This is a genomic window from Neobacillus paridis (assembly GCF_016765675.1).
Lineage (GTDB): Bacteria > Bacillota > Bacilli > Bacillales > Cytobacillaceae > Neobacillus > Neobacillus paridis.
Genome location: NZ_JAESWB010000229.1, coordinates 56,227 through 76,306 on the forward strand (window position 1 = coordinate 56,227; position 20,080 = coordinate 76,306).

The following is a 20,080-nucleotide window of genomic DNA, read 5'->3' on the forward strand; positions in this document are numbered from 1 at the left end:
GCAATTGCTTCTCTTTCAAAAAGAAACTATTGACATTGGTGGCAGATTGAGCTAATATTTTCTTTAATTATTGGAAAATTTATAAAAGTTCATATAAAACTCTTATCCAGAGCGGCGGAGGGACTAGGCCCAATGAAGCCCGGCAACCTTCAAGGTGATCCTTGAAAAGGTGCTAATTCCTGCAGATCTTAAGGATCTGAAAGATAAGAGAGGATTACCAGACCTCTTCTTATCGAAGAGGTTTTTATTTTTTAAAGTGAGGTGAAGAATGGTGTCTGTCATTAAGGTAGCGATATTAGGATTCGGAACGGTGGGTGAAGGGGTTTACCGGACGATTCAATCTCATGCGCAAGAATTTACAGCTGTTCTCGGGAAAAAGGTTGAAGTCGTGGCAATACTTGTAAAAAACATCCAAAAGGAAAGGAATATTCGTGAAGATGTGCTTCTGACAACGAATTTTCAGGAAATTCTTCGGCTGCCCCAGCTTGATGTTGTGATTGAAGCCATCGTCGACAAGGAGCCTACCTTTACTTATTTGAAACAAGCAATTGGCAAGGGGTGCCACATCATAACGGCTAACAAAGAAATGTTTGCGCACCATGGAAAAGAATTACTTGATCTAGCAAAGGAAAATGGTGTTTCTGTCGGCTATGAAGCAACCGTGGCCGGAGGAATTCCTGTCATTCAAACCCTTAGGCAGCTCTTAAACATTAACCGTGTATCACAAATTCAGGGAATTTTAAATGGCACTTCTAACTTCATTTTGTCCGAAATGCGTGAAAAAAAGCAGTCATTTGCTGAAAGTTTGCGCCAGGCTCAAGCAAAAGGCTATGCAGAAGCCGATCCCACTAATGATATTGAGGGTTTCGATGCCTTTTACAAGGCGATGATACTCAGCAGGATTGCTTTCGGTGAAGAGCCCGATTGGCAGACGGTTGAACGTCAGGGAATAACTGCGATCACAAGTGAGTTAATAGAGGCAGCAGAAAAATTAAAACTGCGGTTTAAACATGTGGCCAGTATAAGCAAGGAAGACGAACAGATCATTGCGTCTGTAAAACCGATCCTGGTGGGCGACGAGAATCCCTTCTATCACGTGGAAGGTGCCGAGAATGCGGTAAATGTGCATTCCGATATTGTTGGCAGAATCACGCTGCAGGGCCCGGGAGCCGGCATGTATCCAACAGCAAGTGCGATGATTGAAGATTTGGTCTATGTTTGTCAAAGTAAACTTAACAGCCGGCAAAATATTAAGAAAACTGCTGATTGGCGAGGGCAGATTAGGAAGCAAAAAGACTACTGGCTGCTTCAAGGTTTTGTTGAAAAAACGAAACATCCTGAAATTACCTGGCTTGATGAGGTTACTGACAGCATTTTTATCATCGAAGCTGGCAAGGAAGATTTAAAGGGCTTGCTTGGTCGGCAACCGGAGATTTGTTATTTTCAGATTCTTGGTGATGAAAATTTGCCCATTTTAAATAAACCCACAGCAACAGTGATTTAATCACTCAAAAACACAGCAAATGGAAGCATCCAAATGGCAGGATGCTTTTTCTTTTTCAGATAAATACCCATAAACAAGCCTGTGTAAAGTACAAACTGAGAATGTTCACAATTTTATCAAATATCCAACATTAATATGTTAAGAAAATGTGAAAACGGTTGTTTTTCAATAGTCCTCAAGGTATATTATAAGTGTAGCGAAGGTAGTGATAAAAATCACAAGCCTTCACTATAAGAAACAGCTAGCTGATGACCATTATCAAAAATAAAATCATTTGGAGATGATTGTAATGAAATGGTACAAAACGCCTATTGCAGCAGTTGTATGGACAGTTTTACGGATTTATCTTGGCTATCAGTGGATAACAGCAGGATTTGAAAAAATAACTGGTGGATTTGACGCAGGAGGCTTCCTCAAAGGGGCACTTGCCAATGCAACTGGTGAACACCCGGCAGTGCAAGCATGGTATGCAGATTTTTTACAACAGTTCGCGATTCCAAACGTTGATATTTTTAATGTATTAATTCCTTGGGGAGAACTTTTAGTCGGTATTGGTTTAATCGTTGGTTTAGCTACTATTCCAGCCTTACTTGCTGGAGCATTCATGAATCTGAACTTTATGTTGGCAGGAACAACAAGCACAAACCCAATTCTTTATACAATCGCAATGATTCTTTTATTCGCAGGTACCGGTGCTTACTACTTCGGGCTCGACCGATTCGCTGTTCCATATATTAAAGGCTACTTCAAAAAAGCGAAAGACAAGAAAATCACCGCCAATGAACGATAATAAGCTTCATTAGAAGCAGGGATAATCCCCTGCTTCTTTTGCTTATTTGCGATTTTTGACACGCTGATTAGCAGCATTGGATCTTGCTTGTGCTTCAAGGTCTGCCTGGTCAGCCAGCTCTTGGGAGAATTCTACATCTATTCCGTCGGATTTCATGTTTTTTGGTACTTGTGGAAGTGTTGCTTTGTTTTTATCACGTGTTCTTTGTCCGCGTGAACGACCCATTGCGAAAACCCCTTTCACTGATAACTAATTAGAACCGATACGGTCCCGCTATTAGCTTCTGCCATTCTCAAGGGGTTCATGAATGGGAAAACTTTCACGAAGTTGTTAAAATTATCAATTACAGCTTTGTTTTGCGATCGGTAAAGCCGCCGGCGCGGTCTGCCATTTTAAACTCACGCTGATACAATACCTCCTGCGTACTGGTTAACGAATATTTACCTTTTCCCATATCCTTTTTCTTTTTTCCACCCATTGTGCTCATCCCTTTCCATCATTTATTGCTGCATTTCCCTATTTTTTCCTTTATCATGGGGAATGATACCATTTTTCGAAAAATTACTTTTTCAATCAGGTTTTGTCGAGAGAATATGGTAAAGTATTGTTGAGGTGACGGATATGGCCATTATTACTAAAATCACCACACAACAGAAAAACCAGGATCGCTATAATATTTTCATGGATGATGGCAAAGGCGAGGAATTTGCCTTTAGTGTAGACAGTGATGTGCTTATTAAATTCCAGTTAAAAAAAGGAATGGAGCTTGATGATTTTTCCTTACTGGAAATTCAATTTCAGGACGACATTCGCAAAGCCTATCATTTAGCTGTTCAATTTCTGGCAAGACGAATTCGCTCGGAAAAAGAAATCAGAGATTATCTCCAAAAAAAAGCCATAAAGGAACCAATTATTCAAGAAGTGGTTCATAAATTAAAAAGCCAGCAATATCTCAATGATTCGGAATACGCCTTTGCTTTTGTGAGAACGATGGTCAATACAACTGACAAAGGACCAGATATCATTAAGCAGGAGTTAAAAGAAAAAGGAATTGCTGAAAAAATAATCATTCAAGCGTTGGCAGAATTTCCTCCTGAGCTGCAGCTTGACAAGGCTGTGAACGTGGGGAAGAAGTTTTTCAAAAAGCCCTCAAAAGATTCATTAAAAATTCAAAAGCAAAAGCTTGAGCAGCTGCTTTACCGCAAAGGGTACTCATTTGAACTGATTCAAATCGCATTACAAGAAACGGTTCCTAAAGAAGAGACGGATGCAGAGCTTGAAGCGATCAGGCACCAGGGCGAAAAGGCACACCGTAAATATTCACAATATAGCGGGTTTGAATATCAGCAAAAAATGAAACAAGCCCTATATCGCAAAGGTTTTTCCATCGAGTTAATTGAAAAATTTTTGGTAGAAAAAAATAGCGCCGATTACTGAGATGATTTTTTCAAGATGGGTATAACTCAGGCAGAGTGGTCTCACTTTATTAATTGAATAAAAAAACTTATACTTGAAATAAAGCGATAATCGGGAGTGAAGCTAATGCAGCAGGAGAAACGCTACAGTGAGATGACGCATCAAGAATTATGGCAGGAAATTGCCACTCTCCAAGAAAAAGCCCGTAAAGCGGAACAGTTGGGGATGGTTAATGAGTTTGCCGTATTGGAAAGAAAAGTGCAAATGGCACGCGCCTATCTTTCAGACCCTGGACAGTTTGAACCTGGAGAAATATATGAAATTGAAGGCGCTCCGGGGGAATATTTTAAAATTGATTATATCAATGGTGTGTTTGCCTGGGGATATCGTCTTAATGGCTCCGGCAAAGATGAGGCATTGCCAATATCGATGCTAAAATGGCTAAGATAATCTGAGACAAACCAGAGAATGGATCCTCTCTGGCTTGTCTTTTTTCTCTGGCTCTGTTGAAATTATTTCCAAACTTGTGGTGATTCGTCATCACGTTCGCCTGAGGCCCGCATCCGTTCCTGTGGATGTGTATTTATGCTGCCGTCCGCTCTTGTTGATGCATATTCTGCTTTTGCCCGCGGTTCTCCCTCTAGCTTATTATTATTTTGGTTGGGGAATTTGCGTTGTTTATTTCTCATGTTTTACCTCCAAAAAGGGAATGAGAAACGTGAAGAGCAAAGCGTTCAGGTCGCATTGCTTATCACGTAAGGTTAGTATTCGCATTAATTTTTGTACTTATGTTAATAGAAATTGGCAACGGGGGTGTGTTTTTAATGAATGATTATCATGAACGATTGGCAAAATTACTGCTTGAAAAAAATGACTATCTTTCCTATTATCAAGCTCGGACATGGGTGGAATTATTATGGGAAGATTTTGAGTCATCATATGCAAAGGCAGGAGAGAAATACATGGGAAGTGAAATGACCGAGAAAATTGTCAAACAGTGGATTGAACATTATGGTGACAAGCTCCATGAATTCGTAGCCACAAATCCGAAATTCAAGCAATTTTTTGAGCAGGATAAAAATACTTTAAATTGAATCGCGTAATGACAGACATAATAGAACTTTTATCCCCAAATAAAAAAGCGGTGACTATGTGGTCACCGCTGTAAATTTTTAACTCGGAACTACTCCTAACTTTTTCCGCAGCTTTCTTTCACTATATACCCAGCCAGTATAGGAATTTATTGGCTTTAAATCAAGATCCAATTGTACTACCGCGACAAATGGGTAGTGCCCGTTGCTCCTGTATCGTAAATCAATAAATCTGACTTCATAATGATCATCATATTCATCGACTTCCCAGCGATAGACAGGTGAGAACGAAAGGAATGCCGAGATATTTTGATCCTTTTTCGCTGCTTCAATCACCGGAGTGTTGGGCACAGGAATTCGTTTAAAGCGATCAAGAATCTTTACCTCGCCATTAATTGATCTGCCGACAAAGAAGCAGTCTTCGTTCATTGCGGCGATTCGCCACTGATGGAACTTCATCGTGGGAGCAACAATGATTTCAGTGGCATCCGGAATCATCGACCTTACTTCGACCAAAACCCGCTTTTTCGTCTGATATCGTTTGAAATAATAGCCAATGATAATAAAATACATTAACAGGAAGGTAAAACCGGGATCCGCACCCATGACCCATGCAATGATTCCAAGTACATGAATCGCAAAAATAAACGGATCAAACGTATTAATCACACCAAGTGCCAGCCATTTTGAATTAAAAGGCCGCAGTGCCTGGGTGCCATAGGCATTAAAAATGTCAACAAATACATGGATAAATACGGCAGCGAACGCCCAAGCCCATAGGTGGAGCAGGTTTGCCCCAGGGAAAAACGGGTAGATAACCGCCAAGAGAACGAGCGGCCATAAAATGACAGCCGGAATGGAATGAGTGACACCGCGATGATTTCGAATGTATATCGCGTTATTCCTTAATTTTAAGACCGTATCTATGTCAGGTATTTGTGAACCAGCAATAGTAGCAATTAAAACACTAGTTGTCGTAACATGGCTGCTTGCGACTGCTGGATCCAGTGTTGCTAGACCGCCAAGTGCAATGCCCATCACAACATGAGTTCCAGTATCCAAAAATTGAGCCTCCTTAATTTCTTGTCAAAAAAGATAAAGTGAATTATCGTATATCTGTTACTTATTATATACCCTTTTCGTTGTTTGTTTATAAAAATGGGGGGAAATATTATGTTAATTGAACTAAATAATTTAAAAAAAATCAATATAAATGCTTTTCAAACGGATTTAATTTCCTGGTTTAAAAAAGAACAGCGGAACCTACCGTGGCGAAAGGACCAAGATCCCTACAAAGTATGGGTATCTGAGGTGATGCTGCAACAAACAAGAGTCGATACAGTCATTCCTTATTTCAATCGTTTTATTGATTGGTTTCCAACTATTGAAGATTTGGCAACTGCCGATGAAGAAAAAGTCCTTAAGGCTTGGGAGGGGCTGGGATATTATTCAAGAGTACGAAATCTGCAATCAGCGGTTAAGGAAGTAAAGGAAACATACGGTGGGGTGGTGCCTGACAGTCCCGAGGAAATTTCCAAGTTAAAAGGAGTTGGGCCGTATACTGCCGGAGCCATATTAAGTATTGCCTACGGTAAGCCGGAACCTGCGGTGGATGGCAATGTGATGCGGGTGTTATCACGAATTCTTTCTATTTGGGAAGATATTGCCCGCCCATCATCGCGGAAGATATTTGAACAAGCAGTTCGTGAACTTATTTCTCATGAGGACCCCTCTGCCTTTAACCAGGCATTGATGGAGTTAGGTGCATTGGTGTGCACACCAACCTCTCCTGCTTGTTTGTTATGCCCGGTTCGTGAACATTGTCAGGCATTTGATGAAGGAGTACAGTCAGAACTTCCGGTCAAAACAAAAAAAACAAAGACGCGCCAGGTGCAGTTAGCTTCGGCGATTCTTTTAGCTGGTAACGGGAAAATTTTAATTCATAAGCGACCTTCCACAGGTCTTCTGGCCAATTTATGGGAGTTTCCAAATGTCGAAATTGCTCATCCGCTGGAGGGAGAGCGAGGTCATGTGGAGCAACTCTTTAATACTGCTACAGAGTTGTCGGTAACTTTAGGAAAGGTTATCGGCCAGGTTGAGCATATCTTTTCCCATTTGCTTTGGAATATTAAGGTGTACATTGGACAAATAGATGGCACGTTCGCGGAAAGTGATGAATGGAAGCTGGTTTCGCCAGAAGAGATGGAGCAATTTGCTTTTCCAGTTCCTTATCAGAAGATGTTTCTGCTGTATCAGGAATCTTTACTAAATTAAGGAAGTCATTGGAAGACTAATAAGGCTTATTGGCGCCCGGGGCAGGAGAAAATTAGTCAAGCCGGTAACCAATGCGCCTTATTGGAGCCTGAGCCATCTAAAAAAGCACTGCCTGGGTAACCAATCACGGGTATTGGTGATTGGCACCCCTCCTCTCTCCGGTTGCCAATCCCAATCCATCAAATCAAAGCTGCAATTGCCCTGTTCCGCCGCGATTTTGAATTTCCTCCACTATCTCCCGATGAATCGTCTGCCCCTCACTATTTAAATAAGGCATGATTTGCTGTAAGGCCTGGTGAAAATACCCCAGTTCTTCATCCTTCCAATCAGTAATCGACACCATCGACAGTTCAGTCATATCGCGCCCAGAATACATAACTCGCCATCCTTTCAAATTTCTGATTTCCCATAGTTTTTTGTATATCAATTGTCTTCTATTCATGAAAAAGCTAAAATGATAGCATCACGTTTAAAAGGGGCAGGGAGTTTTATGACACAAAAAGTAGCATTAGTCACAGGAAGCAGCCGTGGAATTGGCAAAGCCACTGCCATCAGGCTGGCACAAGAGGGATATGATATCGTCATTAACTATGCAAGAAGCAAAAAAGGCGCACTTGAAACAGCTGAACAAATTGAAGCATTTGGGAGAAAAGCGTTAATTGTGAAAGCAAATGTCGGGGATGTCAGCAAGATTAAAGCAATGTTTGCCCAAATAAATGAAGAATTTGGCAGGCTTGATGTATTCGTCAACAATGCTGCATCCGGAGTTCAGCGGCCGGCGATGGAACTGGAAGAATCGCATTGGGATTGGACCTTAAATATTAACAGCAAGGCACTGTTATTTTGCGCTCAGGAAGCAGCTAAGTTGATGGAAAAAAGTGGCGGTGGAAAAATCGTCAGTATCAGCTCACTAGGGGCGATCCGCTATTTGGAAAACTATACGGCTGTCGGGGTATCGAAAGCAGCGCTAGAAGCGTTAACGCGGTACCTGGCGGTTGAATTAGCAGCCAAGAATATTGTCGTTAATGCCGTCTCCGGAGGTGCAGTGGACACCGAAGCGCTAAAATCTTTTCCAAATCGCGACGAGCTTTTAAAGGAGGCCGCCGAAAAAACACCTGCGGGCAGAATGGTGGAAATTGAGGATATGGTGAATTGTGTAATGTTCCTGCTGTCTGATCAATCCAGCATGATCAGGGGGCAAACGATCATTGTTGATGGCGGAATTTCGCTGCTCGTTTAATTTTTGATAATTTTTCGGATAATCTTCACCAACAAGGGTACATTATACTCGTGGAGGTGATATCAATGGCAAAATTCAACCAACAGCCAAACAAAACTTCTGCTGGATCTAATTTCGGCACTGAATTTGCAAGTGAAACCAATGCTGCTGAGGTAAGAAAGCAAAATGCTCGCTCTGCCCAAGGAGGCGCTTCTGGATCTTTTGGCACAGAATTTGCGAGTGAAACGAATGCTTCTGAAGTAAGACAGCAAAACCAACAAGCAGAATCTAAAAAAAACCAAAACGCCGGTCAATTCGGTCAAAGCTAATTAAAACATACTTACTTAGAAGGCACTCATTCATGCATTGGGTGCCTTCTTTTTTGTTAGATTTCATTGAATGAAATCGCCAAATCGACATCTAGCAGTTGAGAATCACTTCACTGATTGTTATAGAATTCCAAGATCTTTAAGGTTCGACAAAACTTTTCTTCAGAATACAGAACTAGTCAAAGGAAATGACCTAATTTTAAAGAATACATATATGAACTATTATTAAGGCGGTGAGGAAGATGAATGATTTTAACCGACTGGTTTCCGAACAGATGGCGACGATGGACAAATTATTGTTTCTTCAAGCAGAGCTGGAACGCTGTCAAGAAGTTGAAGCGGAACTTCTGAGTTTGCAAAATGAAACGGATCTTGATAATATCCAAGCGGAAATTCAGCGGATGAAAAATGAATTAAAAGAAATCCAAACCATTTTTGAAAAACAAACAGAAGATGTCATTAATTCCTACCGGGATATGAACTTAGTACCATCAAGTTGAAATACGAGATTTTTACAAAGAGCCGTAGGAATTATGGCTCTTTTGTTTTAAATTCTGTCTGCAACCGTTATAATGTTAATAAGAAAATAGGAATTTTCTTTGTTGCCTTTTATCATTTTTTGGCAGTAATAGGTTGCAAAGCGTTCGGAAATGAAGGTAGGGGAGATAATGGGCGTACCCATCGAAGGTGAACCAGTACAAATACATAGCTATAAACACAATGGGCACATCCATCGCGTCTGGGAAGAGACAACCGTTTTGAAAGGATCGGAGAAACTGGTGATTGGCGCTAATGACCGTACTCTGGTGACAGAATCAGACGGCAGGACTTGGATTACAAGGGAACCGGCCATTTGTTATTTTCATTCGCAATACTGGTTTAATGTGATTGGCATGATTCGCGAAGATGGCATTTATTATTATTGTAATCTCAGCTCACCATTTGTTTTTGATGGCGAGGCAGTGAAGTATATTGATTATGATCTAGATATCAAAGTGTATCCCGATATGACCTTTAATCTGTTGGATGAGGATGAGTACGAGCGTCATCGCCGTGAAATGAATTATCCAGAGGTTATTGATCAAATATTAAAGCGGAATGTTGATAAACTTGTCCAAATGATTAGACAGCGAAGTGGTCCATTTGCAGCGGATTTTATCGATATTTGGTATGAGCGTTATTTAACGTACAGACGGTAGTGGACAAGGACAGAGCAAAGCAAAAAAACGGTTCATTTCAAAAAATAGTGATTATGCAAACTCTCGTACAGTAATGCTTGGCTCTGTTCACCGCATGTTTTTAATCGCCTGTTGACTGCGATCAACAGGCGTTTTTTAATGAAATAGATAGTAGGGAGAGGGGGCTGCAACATGGATAGTATTCGCAGATATCTTACATTTGTCAAACCTTATCGTTGGCAAATTGTTGCGACCATTATCATTGGAATTATTAAATTTTCCATTCCGCTTATTCTTCCGATGTTAATTAAGTATGTTGTCGATGATATTGTGCAAAATCCCAATTTAGTTGCCAACGAGAAAATAGATAAATTATTGGTCATCATGGGGATTATGATTATCGTTTTCGTTATCCTTAGACCGCCAATTGAGTATTACCGCCAATATTTTGCCCAATGGACTTCCAATAAAATTCTATATGATTTGCGTAACGTCTTATATCAGCATATCCAAAAGCTAAGCTTTAAGTATTATGCCAATACCCGTGCAGGTGAAATCATTTCGCGGATTATTAATGATGTAGAGCAGACGAAAGCTTTTGTGGTTACCGGGTTAATGAACCTTTGGCTGGATATGGCTACAATTATTATTGCGATTATTCTTATGTTTTCATTGAATGTAAAGCTGACACTTATTTCGATTGCACTTTTTCCGCTATATGCCTTTTCGATTCGCTACTTTTTCGGAAATTTACGGCGCTTAACAAGGATTCGTTCCCAGGCTTTAGCAGGGGTCCAGAGTTATTTGCATGAACGTGTCCAAGGGATGCCGGTCATAAAAAGCTTTGCGATTGAAGAATACGAGCAAACCCGGTTTAATAAAGCAAATGATCATTTTTTGGAAAAAGCACTGAAGCATACAAGCTGGAACGCTAAATCATTTGCTGTCGTAAATACGATTACGGACATTGCCCCGTTACTTGTCATCGCCTATTCTGGTTATCTGGTGATTCAGGGCAATTTGTCCTTGGGGACGATGATGGCCTTTTATGCTTATATTGATAAGCTTTATAATCCGCTGCGGAGACTAGTCAATTCCTCCACAACAATCACGCAATCATTTGCTTCGATGGATAGGGTTTTTGAACTAATGGATGAAAAGTATGATATCGTGGATGCCCCCGATGCAGTGGAGTGCCGGCAGGTAAACGGAGATATTTCATATGAAGGGGTTTCTTTTTCCTATAACGAAGGAGAGGAGGAGGTTTTAAAGGATATAAATATCGATGTGAAAAAAGGGGAAACGATTGCCCTTGTCGGCATGAGCGGCGGTGGCAAGTCCACGTTTGTCAGTTTGATCCCGCGATTTTATGATGTGACGGTGGGGAGAATTCTGCTGGACGGCCTCGATATCCGCAAGTTTAAAGTGCAGTCATTACGGGATAAAATTGGTGTTGTCTTCCAAGATAACATTCTTTTCAGTGATTCAGTAAAGGAAAATATTTTACTGGGAAAACCGGGTGCATCAGAAGAAGAGGTCATTCGAGCAGCAAAGGCCGCCAATGCTCACGAATTTATTTTACAACTTGCAGATGGCTATGATACGAAAGTCGGGGAAAGAGGGGTTAAGCTTTCCGGAGGGCAAAAGCAAAGAATTGCGATTGCCAGAGTCTTCTTGAAAGATCCGCCGATTCTAATTTTAGATGAGGCGACGTCGGCACTTGATTTAGAAAGTGAACACTCGATTCAAGAATCTCTCGACAGATTGGCGAAAGACCGGACAACCTTCATTGTGGCGCATCGCTTGTCAACGATTACACATGCAGACCGAATTGTTTTAATCGAACACGGCCGGATTGTCGAAACAGGGACACATGATGAGCTGATGGCAAAACAAGGGAAATACTACGGATTATTTCAAGTACAGCAATTGAAGCAGGGAGAAACCGAAGCAGGATAAGCTGGCTTCGGTTTCTCTATTCTTTGTTGTCCGCTTCGACTGATATTTCATTGTGATGATAAGAATGAAAGCTGGTAATCAGTGTGTCAAGATGTTCCACCTGTTCGCCGTAATCAATAATCGAGGCGATAATTTGCATCATGTGATAAATATGCGGTTCTTGAGCTTTTCCGGGTAATTGCTGTTGGTAAGTTAAATAGAATTGAAATAGTTCATCTTTATTCAAGTACATATTTTCATCGGAATACGGCGCCGGTGTCGGGATTTTTCCAATGAACCGCAGCATTAATTGTTCATGATGATACACTAAAGAATCCAGCTGTTCTTGAATCGATTGCTTAAAGTTTTCCGGAAGCTGGAGCAATTCATTTTCATATCGATGAATCCGTTTTAACGTATCCAGCGCTTTTCTTGCCGTAATGGTCATTTGGCGATAAACCACGAGCTTGCGCGACTTTTCCAAATCGTTCTTTTTAAAAAGCTGGCGCTCTTCCTTGTACATTTTATAAAACTGCTCCATGGCAAGAATGTTTTCCTTGAGTTTTTTAATATCTGCCTTTAACAGTTGATGATCATAATCATGGCGGATGCTTAACCGGATCCATTTGACCATTTCTTCCGTTGTGCTGACGATTTTTAAATAAAGCTTATTTTCATATTTAGGCGGCATAAACACGAGATTGACAATAAACGCGGAGAAAACGCCAATCATGATCGTCGAAAAACGAATGCCGGCGAATTGCATAAAGTTCATATTGGTTGTTTCCATGATCGAAATCAGCGTTACCAGAGAAAGGCCAATCGTATTCTCCAGCTTGAGTTTCAGATGAAGGGTTATGACGATGATGGCAGCTAGTCCAATAACTATAAAATGATTTCCTAGAAACAGAACAAAAAGGACAGCGAGAATGGCGCCAATCACGTTCCCTTGTATTTGTTCAATAATCGTTAGATAGCTGCGGTAAATGGTTGGCTGAATCGCGAAAATGGCAGCAATGGCGGCAAACACTGGTGATGGCGAATGCAGCAGCTGAGCCAAGTAAAGCGATAAAACAATAGCTATTCCCGTTTTAAAAATGCGGGCCCCTAACTTCATTTTCTCTAATATCCTTTCAATAATAGGTCTTTATCCATATTTGAGCAGAGGTGATATAATCGTACACTTAAATTAAAACATATCACCAAGAGAAATTATATGAACAAAATTCAAATTGTTGCAAGTTATCTGGGGAAATAAAACAATAGCCTCAGATTTAAGAGAATTGAATAAGTGGTCTTGTTATCCAAAAGCAAGCAAATAAACCGCAGTCAGTAGATCATTTATGCTAAACTATTTCTTTAGATATGTATCTGGAGGTACAAATATGAATGCTATTGAAGTAAAAAATTTGCGCAAAGAGTTTAAAGCATATTCCAGCCGCTCCGGACTGAAAGGCGCGTTCCGCGATTTATTTACAAGAAATTATAAAGTGGTTCCGGCTGTTAACAATATCAGTTTTTCCGTTAGCCAGGGTGAAATGGTGGGCTACATTGGTGAAAACGGGGCAGGTAAATCAACGACCATTAAAATGCTGACTGGCATTCTGACGCCGACCTCGGGAGATATCCGTGTTAACGGGATGAACCCGCACAAAGAACGGGAGAAATTTGTCCGCACGATTGGCGTCGTTTTCGGCCAGCGTTCGCAGCTATGGTGGGATATTGCTGTTCAGGAATCGTTCCGGCTGTTAAAAAAGGTCTATAAAGTAACAGACGAGCAATATGACGATCATATGCAGCATGTGATTAAAACCTTGGACATTGAGCCGCTTTTGGACAAGCCGGTTAGGAAACTCTCTCTTGGCCAGCGGATGAGATGTGAGCTGGCGGCAGCCCTGATTCATAATCCGCCGCTGCTTTTTTTGGATGAGCCGACGATTGGTCTCGATGTGCTGGTAAAGCTGAAGATCCGCGAATTCTTAAAGGAAATCAATCAGAAATACAACACGACGATTCTCCTGACTACCCACGATTTGTCTGATATCGAAGCATTATGTGAACGGGTGATCATGCTTGATGAAGGTAAGGTTATTTACGATGGGGCCCTGCATCATCTGAAGGAAAATCTCGCCGACGGAAAAGAGTTGCATTTTCAATTTCTTGAGCAGGTTGATCTGCCAGCAGTGAAAAAGTTAACCAGCGGCATGCCTGTTAAGTGGGATCTTGATGAAAAGGAGCAGGTGTTTATCGCGAACCTTGAGAATGACGATCTTTTAATTTCTCAAGTGATTGCTATAGTCGTGGCCGCGTTTAAAATTAAGGATATTAAAATTAATGAGACCTCTACGGAGGAAATCATTCGCAATATCTATGAAAAGGGTGCGGTTGAAGTTGGATAAATATATCGAAATGATTCGCATCCGTTTTTTAATGATGCTTGCTTATCGGACGAATTATTATACAGGAATACTGATTTATAGCATTAATATTGGTGCCTATTATTTTTTATGGACGGCGATTTATGCTGGCAAGGAGGAAATTCAGGGTTTATCCGTTAGTCAAATGACTGCCTACGTGGCGATTTCCTGGATGGCGCGGGCGTTTTATTTTAATAACCTTGACCGGGAAATGGCAATGGAAATTATGGAAGGAAAGGTCGCGGTTGAATTAATTCGGCCGTACAATTACCTCGGAATGAAAACGATGGAGGGGCTGGGAGAAGGAATTTTTCGGTTGTTTTTATTTTCGCTGCCCGGACTTGTGATTGTCTACTTGATATTTCCGATTCATTTTACCTGGGATTTAAGTGTCTGGGGTTTATTTGCCCTTTCCATTTTATTAAGCTTTTTTATTAACACAGAGCTGAATTTATTAACTGGGATTACCACCTTTTTCCTCTATAATAATGCCGGCCTCATTCGGGCGAAGCGGGTGATTATTGATTTGTTTTCTGGATTACTCCTGCCGATCAGCTTTTTCCCGGGCTGGGTCCAGTCGATCATGAAATTTCTGCCGTTTCAAGGAATCAGCTACGTGCCGAGTATGATTTTTACAAAAGGTTTTTCACATCAAGAAGCATGGGCTGCCATCGGCCAGCAGTTTATTTGGGTGGTAATATTAATCCTGCCGATCCAATTGCTGTGGTATATTGCCAAGAAACAGCTGATCATTCAAGGGGGATAAAGACGTGTTTTATCTAACAATGTTTTTTCAATATATTTCTCAATATGCCAAAACAAGATTGCAGTACCGCGCAGATCTGTTCGTGGAATTTTTATCAGATTTAATGTCCCAGGCGATTAATCTTGTGTTCATTTTGGTTGTGTTTGGGCATACAAAATTACTTGGAGGCTGGAGCCGGGATGAAATTATTTTTATTTACGGCTTTTTTCTCGTCCCGTATGCCGTTTTCTCCGCGTTTTTTAACATCTGGAATTTTAATGAGCGCTATATCGTTAAAGGGGAACTGGACAGGATTTTGACAAGGCCGATCCACAGCCTGTTTCAAATCATCCTGGAGCAGATAGAGCTGGAATCTTTGTTAGGTGCTGTTACCGGAATCACTGTCATGGTTTACGCCGGCAGCAGGTTGGGGTTAGAGGTAACATGGTATGATCCGTTTTTATTTTTCATTTTTGTCATCGGTGGAGCCTTGGTGTACGGCGGCATCTTTGTGATGCTGGCCTGTATTAGCTTTTGGGCTGACGCCAGAACCTCGATTATGCCAATGATGTATAATATCAGCAATTACGGCCGCTATCCGGTCAATATTTATAATAAATTAATTCGTTTTGTCCTGACATGGATTTTGCCGTTTGCCTTTGTCGGTGTCTATCCAGCCTCCTTTTTTCTTGGCAAAACGGAATGGTATTGGTATGCATTTTTAACACCGCTAATAGGCGTCGTCTTTTTCAGCTTATCGATCGTTTTATGGAATCATGGAATAAAAAAATACCGTGGAGCAGGGAACTAAGCAGGTGTGAGGGAACCATTGTCGCGTAAATTTAACTAAGCCTCATGAAAAAAGGACTCGCCAGTCGGCAAGTTTTCATTTAATTGGCCAAGCTGGCATAGAAATAAAGTATCTCCCTATCATTAGAGGTGATCTGTATTGATCTTTTTCCTGCTGCCAATCGTGATTTTTTGTATCTTTATGAGCATCCGCTTACTGTTTATTCCAAATACGATTAAAGGAAAATTAGTGTCTATCGATAATTTCTTTTATTTATGTACGGTTTACTTAACAATTATCATTGGATTCGGCCTTATTTATTTAATACTTTACTTAATGGAGATGCCTGTACTCATCGAGGTCAATGAGGCTGGTCGCTACAACGTTTTTGAAACGAGTTTTTATTTCAGTACGATGATGTTATTTTCAGTTGGGAATGGGGACGTCATCCCTCAAGGTATCGGCAGGTTTATTGCTGCGATTGAAGCGCTCATTGGCTATACTCTGCCAGCAGCCTTTGTAGCCAGAGTGATGTTTGAACGCGATAAGTAAGCAGGAAAGTTGTTTAGAAACGAAACTTTGGTTAGGCTATGGATAGGAATGATTTTCAAAGTGGAGTGATAAAAATGACAGTAGAAATTGGAAAACAAACACCTGATTTTACCTTAGAAGCTCATAATGGAGAAAAAGTAACATTATCGAATTTAAAAGGAAAAAACGTTGTCCTTTATTTTTATCCAAAAGATATGACTCCGGGCTGCACAACGGAAGCTTGTGATTTTCGTGATCAATTTGATCAATTTGATGATGTAAATGCAGTTATTCTAGGTGTCAGTCCAGACCCGGTCGAAAAGCATCAAAAGTTTGTTGAAAAACATGGACTGCCATTTCTTCTGTTAGCCGACACAGATCATCAAGTGGCTGAAAGCTACGGGGTTTGGAAGTTGAAGAAAAACTTTGGCAAAGAATATATGGGTATTGAAAGGTCAACTTTTATTATTGATAAGGAAGGCGTTCTAGTAAAGGAATGGAGAAAAGTTAAAGTGAATGGGCATGTCGAGGAAGCCTTAAGCTACATTCGGGAAAATCTATAATATTTTCAAGCCTATTTTTGAAGGAAAAGGCATTTGTCCAATGCAAGTGAGCATGTTTTGAATATCATTTTATTAGGGCATACCTCCTCAGATAGAATTTTGGGTCCTTACAGGGCCCCTTTTTTTATGTCTAAAACGGTGTCGTAAATAGCTGAAACTTTTCTTTCTTCATAAATCAATGGTATGATAAAAAAGATTTTACAATGGAACTGGATGAATACTGTTGATTGAAAGAGGTGTTCTAAATGAAAATTTATACAAAAACAGGAGATAAAGGGACTACTTCACTCGTCTATGGGCAAAGAGTTGCAAAAAACGATATACGGGTAGAAGCATATGGAACCTGTGATGAAACGAATTCGATGATTGGACTGGCGTTAAGTTATTTAAATAAGGAAAACTTTCAAGAAAAAGAAATAATTGAGAAAGTTTATCATAAAATACAAACAAATCTTTTCCATGTAGGAGCAGAATTGGCTACTCCTAAAGGTAAGGAAGTCAAATGGTCACTTAAGCCCGAAGATATTGAAGAATTGGAACGATATATCGATGCATGGGATCAAACACTGCCGCAGTTAACTAATTTCATTTTACCTGGCGGCCATCCTTCAGGGGCTGCTTTCCACGTCGCAAGAACAACCGCAAGGAGAGCAGAAAGATGTGCAGTGGCGCTTGGAGATGATGTCAACCCACTAGTTCTGGCCTATTTAAACAGGCTGTCAGATTTGCTGTTTGTAACCGCTCGCTATGTAAACCAACTGCTTGGTGCTAACGAAAAAACATTGCATTCATAAACGATATTACAATATTGACAAAAGTACTAATTTCCTAGTAAACTAATTATAACAATTATAATCTAATAATATTTTTTAGAAAAGAGGTGCATGGCGATGAATCAGCTAAAAGAAGCGTTGGAAACTCTTAAGGATACTGGAGTAAGAATTACTCCACAACGTCATGCGATACTTGAATATTTAATAAACTCAATGTCACACCCCACTGCAGATGAAATTTACAAAGCGTTGGAAGGAAAATTCCCTAACATGAGTGTGGCAACAGTTTACAATAATTTACGAGTATTTCGTGAAGTTGGCCTTGTAAAGGAATTAACCTTTGGGGATGCTTCCAGCAGGTTTGATTTTGTTACATCAGAACATTATCACGTTATTTGTGAGCATTGTGGGAAAATTGTTGATTTCCATTATCCCGGCTTAGACGAGGTGGAGCATTTGGCCGCACATGTGACAGGGTTCAAGGTGGATACTCATCGTTTAGAAATTTACGGTACATGTCCGGATTGTGCAGGGAAAGAGGTACACTAATTGCCTACCACTTCAAATAAGGGTGACTTAACTTTTTGGCACTTTAAAGCCAATAGTTAAGTCCCCTTTTTTTATTTTTTATAAGATTTCTTATTATATTTTTCATCAAACTCCTTACCGACAAGATCCCGGTCGAGGGTTAATGGCTCACGGCAGTGCATGCACATATCCACTTTGCCCAGCATTTTTGTTGGTTTCCCACAGTTGGGACATTTCACCTGAATGGCCTTGGTTGAGAGCATCCCAATCCAAAAATATACAATCGTACTTGAAATAATAAAAATAAGTCCCAATATCATAAAAATGGTCATAATAATGGGAGAGGTACGAAAATAAACCCCAATGTACATAACAATAAATCCAACAAAGACTAAAGCGAGCGCGAAAGTGCGAATTTTATTAATTTTACTCGAATATTTTGCCATCTGTCTCTCCTCCTAGAGAAACTATACCATATTTATTTAAAAGTGAGAAAAAGAAACAGCATCTTGTGGAATGTCGAATTTTGACTTATTTTTTAGAAGGAGATTTATCATTATTGTCGAACATATATTGCTAACATGAAAAATGGAGGTATCATGGATGGAAGATATTCTTCGGCCTATTTATCAAGAAAGAGCAAGCCAATTGAATACATTAGGGGTTTTATTGGTAGAAAAGAAGGAAAAGACAACGCTCACAACAGACTCTTTTGATGTTGTCCTCTTAATTATTGTCAAAGAAGCAGAAAATCCGGTATTTATAAAACATTATACGTATGATCAAAAAAAAGCCGCGATGCATGTTATTTCAGAAGCACAGCTTGAGGAATGGCTTTTATTAGGAACAAACCGTAAGATATTTGAATGGCTGCATCATGCGAGAATTATTTTTGATCGTAACGAATATGTTGCTAAATTAAAAACAGAGCTGGAGGAATTTCCATTTCATGGTCGAAAAATCAAGATGGGTCTGGAATTTGCAAAATTAATCCGCCGCTATGTTGACGGTAAGACACTTTTTGAAAACAAACAATTTTTAGATGCATACAATCATGTCGTTCATTCATTGCACCATCTGGCCAGACTAGCGGTGATTGAAAATGGACTGCATCCAGAACTTACGGTTTGGCGTCAGATAAAACAAATTGAGCCGGAAATTTATAAATTATATGAGGAATTGGTTAATAGTGAAGAGACACTTGAGCAAAGACTTGAATTGTTATTCCTCGCTAGTGAGTTCTTAATTCATTCCAGAACGGAAATGGGATCAGCCCATTTAATTAAAGTGTTAAGTTCAAAGGAATACTGGATGTACAATGAAATGTTAAATGAAGAGGAATTAAGACCATACTCTGTTGATCTGCCAGTCCTACTCGAATATTTAATTGAGAAACATGTGCTAGAAGTAGTTAATGTCGAAACAAAAGGCCAAGGAGTCTACCATCGCTGTTATCGGGTAAATAAAAAATTATCGTAAAAAAGTATTGACCAGGATCAAAAAACTTGGTATATTAATAACCGTCGCTGCGAAACATCAAAAGAAGTTTTCGTAGACGGCGGTTGAAAAAAAGTGTTGACATTGCGAAGCACTTTATGATATATTAAGTAGGTCGCTTTTGAGCGATTAAGATCGTTCTTTGAAAACTAAACAAACAAAAACGTCAACAAACAATAATATTCATCTTTTAAACGAGATGAAGCCAACGTTAAATTTTATGAGCTATTTCAACTCAACTTCATTGGAGAGTTTGATCCTGGCTCAGGACGAACGCTGGCGGCGTGCCTAATACATGCAAGTCGAGCGAATCAAGAGGAGCTTGCTCCTCGAGGTTAGCGGCGGACGGGTGAGTAACACGTGGGCAACTTGCCTGTAAGACTGGGATAACTTCGGGAAACCGGAGCTAATACCGGATGATTCTTATCTACACATGTAGATAAGCTAAAAGACGGCGTAAGCTGTCACTTACAGATGGGCCCGCGGCGCATTAGCTA

General features: G+C 40.2%; 26 protein-coding genes, 1 rRNA gene and 1 riboswitch. Of the genes, 20 read left to right on the forward strand and 7 right to left on the reverse strand.

The window, feature by feature from the left end; genetic code table 11:
• The first annotated feature begins 99 nt into the window (after window positions 1–99).
• Window positions 100–210, forward strand: a riboswitch (SAM riboswitch).
• 58 nt (window positions 211–268) lie between these two features.
• Window positions 269–1,504 carry a homoserine dehydrogenase gene (locus JK635_RS15435; protein ID WP_235888141.1) on the forward strand — a complete coding sequence of 412 codons (1,236 nt, stop codon included), beginning with the start codon at window positions 269–271 and terminating at the stop codon, window positions 1,502–1,504.
• Window positions 1,505–1,793: 289 nt separating this feature from the next.
• Entirely contained in the window at window positions 1,794–2,294 is a 501-nt protein-coding gene (locus JK635_RS15440; protein WP_202654855.1) for a DoxX family protein, read from the forward strand.
• 42 nt (window positions 2,295–2,336) lie between these two features.
• Here JK635_RS15440 and JK635_RS15445 read toward each other — a convergent pair whose 3' ends face one another.
• Window positions 2,337–2,519 (reverse strand): YfhD family protein, encoded by a 183-nt coding sequence (locus tag JK635_RS15445; protein WP_202654856.1) that lies wholly within the window; start codon window positions 2,517–2,519, stop codon window positions 2,337–2,339.
• Window positions 2,520–2,637: 118 nt separating this feature from the next.
• Window positions 2,638–2,772, reverse strand: a complete 135-nt coding sequence (locus tag JK635_RS15450; RefSeq protein ID WP_202654857.1) for a YfhE family protein — start codon at window positions 2,770–2,772, stop codon at window positions 2,638–2,640.
• 143 nt (window positions 2,773–2,915) lie between these two features.
• On the opposite strand from JK635_RS15450, the gene recX reads away from it, so the two are divergent.
• Both recX and JK635_RS15460 read left to right on the forward strand, forming a co-directional pair.
• On the forward strand, window positions 2,916–3,731 hold the full coding sequence (gene recX, locus JK635_RS15455) for a recombination regulator RecX (protein ID WP_202654858.1): 816 nt from the start codon (window positions 2,916–2,918) through the stop codon (window positions 3,729–3,731).
• 105 nt (window positions 3,732–3,836) lie between these two features.
• Window positions 3,837–4,160 carry a YfhH family protein gene (locus JK635_RS15460; protein ID WP_202654859.1) on the forward strand — a complete coding sequence of 108 codons (324 nt, stop codon included), beginning with the start codon at window positions 3,837–3,839 and terminating at the stop codon, window positions 4,158–4,160.
• A gap of 62 nt (window positions 4,161–4,222) precedes the next feature.
• Here the strand turns inward: JK635_RS15460 and JK635_RS15465 are convergent, their stop codons facing one another.
• Entirely contained in the window at window positions 4,223–4,399 is a 177-nt protein-coding gene (locus JK635_RS15465; protein WP_202654860.1) for a small, acid-soluble spore protein K, read from the reverse strand.
• A 135-nt stretch (window positions 4,400–4,534) separates the two neighbouring features.
• Between JK635_RS15465 and JK635_RS15470 the strand changes: the two genes are divergently transcribed.
• Window positions 4,535–4,804, forward strand: a complete 270-nt coding sequence (locus JK635_RS15470; RefSeq protein ID WP_202654861.1) for a YfhJ family protein — start codon at window positions 4,535–4,537, stop codon at window positions 4,802–4,804.
• 78 nt (window positions 4,805–4,882) lie between these two features.
• Here the strand turns inward: JK635_RS15470 and JK635_RS15475 are convergent, their stop codons facing one another.
• The gene (locus JK635_RS15475; RefSeq protein ID WP_202654862.1) at window positions 4,883–5,863 is read right to left on the reverse strand and encodes a metal-dependent hydrolase; all 981 of its coding nucleotides are present in this window, start codon (window positions 5,861–5,863) and stop codon (window positions 4,883–4,885) included.
• Window positions 5,864–5,974: 111 nt separating this feature from the next.
• Here JK635_RS15475 and mutY point away from each other — a divergent pair, with 111 nt between their 5' ends.
• Entirely contained in the window at window positions 5,975–7,075 is a 1,101-nt protein-coding gene (gene mutY, locus JK635_RS15480) for an A/G-specific adenine glycosylase (RefSeq protein WP_202654863.1), read from the forward strand.
• A 184-nt stretch (window positions 7,076–7,259) separates the two neighbouring features.
• On the opposite strand, the gene yfhS is transcribed toward mutY, so the two are convergent.
• Window positions 7,260–7,451 carry a mother cell protein YfhS gene (gene yfhS / locus JK635_RS15485; RefSeq protein WP_202654864.1) on the reverse strand — a complete coding sequence of 64 codons (192 nt, stop codon included), beginning with the start codon at window positions 7,449–7,451 and terminating at the stop codon, window positions 7,260–7,262.
• A 114-nt stretch (window positions 7,452–7,565) separates the two neighbouring features.
• Between yfhS and fabL the strand changes: the two genes are divergently transcribed.
• The 5 genes from fabL to JK635_RS15510 all read left to right on the forward strand — a co-directional run bounded on the left by fabL (window position 7,566) and on the right by JK635_RS15510 (window position 11,760).
• On the forward strand, window positions 7,566–8,315 hold the full coding sequence (gene fabL, locus JK635_RS15490; protein WP_202654865.1) for an enoyl-[acyl-carrier-protein] reductase FabL: 750 nt from the start codon (window positions 7,566–7,568) through the stop codon (window positions 8,313–8,315).
• Window positions 8,316–8,380: 65 nt separating this feature from the next.
• Window positions 8,381–8,623 (forward strand): gamma-type small acid-soluble spore protein, encoded by a 243-nt coding sequence (locus tag JK635_RS15495; RefSeq protein WP_202654866.1) that lies wholly within the window; start codon window positions 8,381–8,383, stop codon window positions 8,621–8,623.
• A gap of 242 nt (window positions 8,624–8,865) precedes the next feature.
• Complete coding sequence (locus JK635_RS15500; protein ID WP_202654867.1) at window positions 8,866–9,123, forward strand: YgaB family protein; 258 nt, start codon at window positions 8,866–8,868, stop codon at window positions 9,121–9,123.
• A gap of 168 nt (window positions 9,124–9,291) precedes the next feature.
• Window positions 9,292–9,822 carry a nucleoside tri-diphosphate phosphatase gene (gene ntdP / locus JK635_RS15505; RefSeq protein ID WP_202654868.1) on the forward strand — a complete coding sequence of 177 codons (531 nt, stop codon included), beginning with the start codon at window positions 9,292–9,294 and terminating at the stop codon, window positions 9,820–9,822.
• Window positions 9,823–9,993: 171 nt separating this feature from the next.
• Entirely contained in the window at window positions 9,994–11,760 is a 1,767-nt protein-coding gene (locus tag JK635_RS15510) for an ABC transporter ATP-binding protein (protein WP_202654869.1), read from the forward strand.
• 16 nt (window positions 11,761–11,776) lie between these two features.
• Here JK635_RS15510 and JK635_RS15515 read toward each other — a convergent pair whose 3' ends face one another.
• Window positions 11,777–12,856: an FUSC family protein gene (locus JK635_RS15515; RefSeq protein ID WP_202654870.1), complete on the reverse strand. Its 1,080-nt coding sequence runs from the start codon at window positions 12,854–12,856 to the stop codon at window positions 11,777–11,779.
• Window positions 12,857–13,124: 268 nt separating this feature from the next.
• On the opposite strand from JK635_RS15515, the gene JK635_RS15520 reads away from it, so the two are divergent.
• The 7 genes from JK635_RS15520 to perR all read left to right on the forward strand — a co-directional run bounded on the left by JK635_RS15520 (window position 13,125) and on the right by perR (window position 18,107).
• A complete protein-coding gene (locus JK635_RS15520) occupies window positions 13,125–14,138 on the forward strand; it encodes an ABC transporter ATP-binding protein (protein WP_202654871.1) in 1,014 nt (337 codons plus the stop codon).
• The gene (locus JK635_RS15525) at window positions 14,131–14,922 is read left to right on the forward strand and encodes an ABC transporter permease (RefSeq protein ID WP_202654872.1); all 792 of its coding nucleotides are present in this window, start codon (window positions 14,131–14,133) and stop codon (window positions 14,920–14,922) included. The genes JK635_RS15520 and JK635_RS15525 overlap by 8 nt, the downstream gene beginning before the upstream one ends.
• A 4-nt stretch (window positions 14,923–14,926) precedes the next feature.
• Window positions 14,927–15,712 (forward strand): ABC transporter permease, encoded by a 786-nt coding sequence (locus tag JK635_RS15530; protein WP_202654873.1) that lies wholly within the window; start codon window positions 14,927–14,929, stop codon window positions 15,710–15,712.
• A gap of 138 nt (window positions 15,713–15,850) precedes the next feature.
• Window positions 15,851–16,243 carry an ion channel gene (locus JK635_RS15535; RefSeq protein ID WP_202654874.1) on the forward strand — a complete coding sequence of 131 codons (393 nt, stop codon included), beginning with the start codon at window positions 15,851–15,853 and terminating at the stop codon, window positions 16,241–16,243.
• A 74-nt stretch (window positions 16,244–16,317) separates the two neighbouring features.
• Entirely contained in the window at window positions 16,318–16,785 is a 468-nt protein-coding gene (bcp, locus tag JK635_RS15540) for a thioredoxin-dependent thiol peroxidase (RefSeq protein WP_202654875.1), read from the forward strand.
• Window positions 16,786–17,030: 245 nt separating this feature from the next.
• Window positions 17,031–17,579, forward strand: coding sequence for a cob(I)yrinic acid a,c-diamide adenosyltransferase (locus JK635_RS15545; protein WP_202654876.1), 549 nt, complete (start codon window positions 17,031–17,033; stop codon window positions 17,577–17,579).
• Window positions 17,580–17,669: 90 nt separating this feature from the next.
• Window positions 17,670–18,107, forward strand: a complete 438-nt coding sequence (gene perR, locus JK635_RS15550) for a peroxide-responsive transcriptional repressor PerR (RefSeq protein WP_202654877.1) — start codon at window positions 17,670–17,672, stop codon at window positions 18,105–18,107.
• Between the two features lie 71 nt (window positions 18,108–18,178).
• On the opposite strand, the gene JK635_RS15555 is transcribed toward perR, so the two are convergent.
• Window positions 18,179–18,532 (reverse strand): YgzB family protein, encoded by a 354-nt coding sequence (locus JK635_RS15555; RefSeq protein ID WP_202654878.1) that lies wholly within the window; start codon window positions 18,530–18,532, stop codon window positions 18,179–18,181.
• A gap of 157 nt (window positions 18,533–18,689) precedes the next feature.
• Between JK635_RS15555 and JK635_RS15560 the strand changes: the two genes are divergently transcribed.
• Entirely contained in the window at window positions 18,690–19,565 is an 876-nt protein-coding gene (locus tag JK635_RS15560) for a nucleotidyltransferase-like protein (RefSeq protein WP_202654879.1), read from the forward strand.
• A gap of 259 nt (window positions 19,566–19,824) precedes the next feature.
• A 16S ribosomal RNA gene (locus tag JK635_RS15565) occupies window positions 19,825–20,080 on the forward strand; the annotation flags it as partial.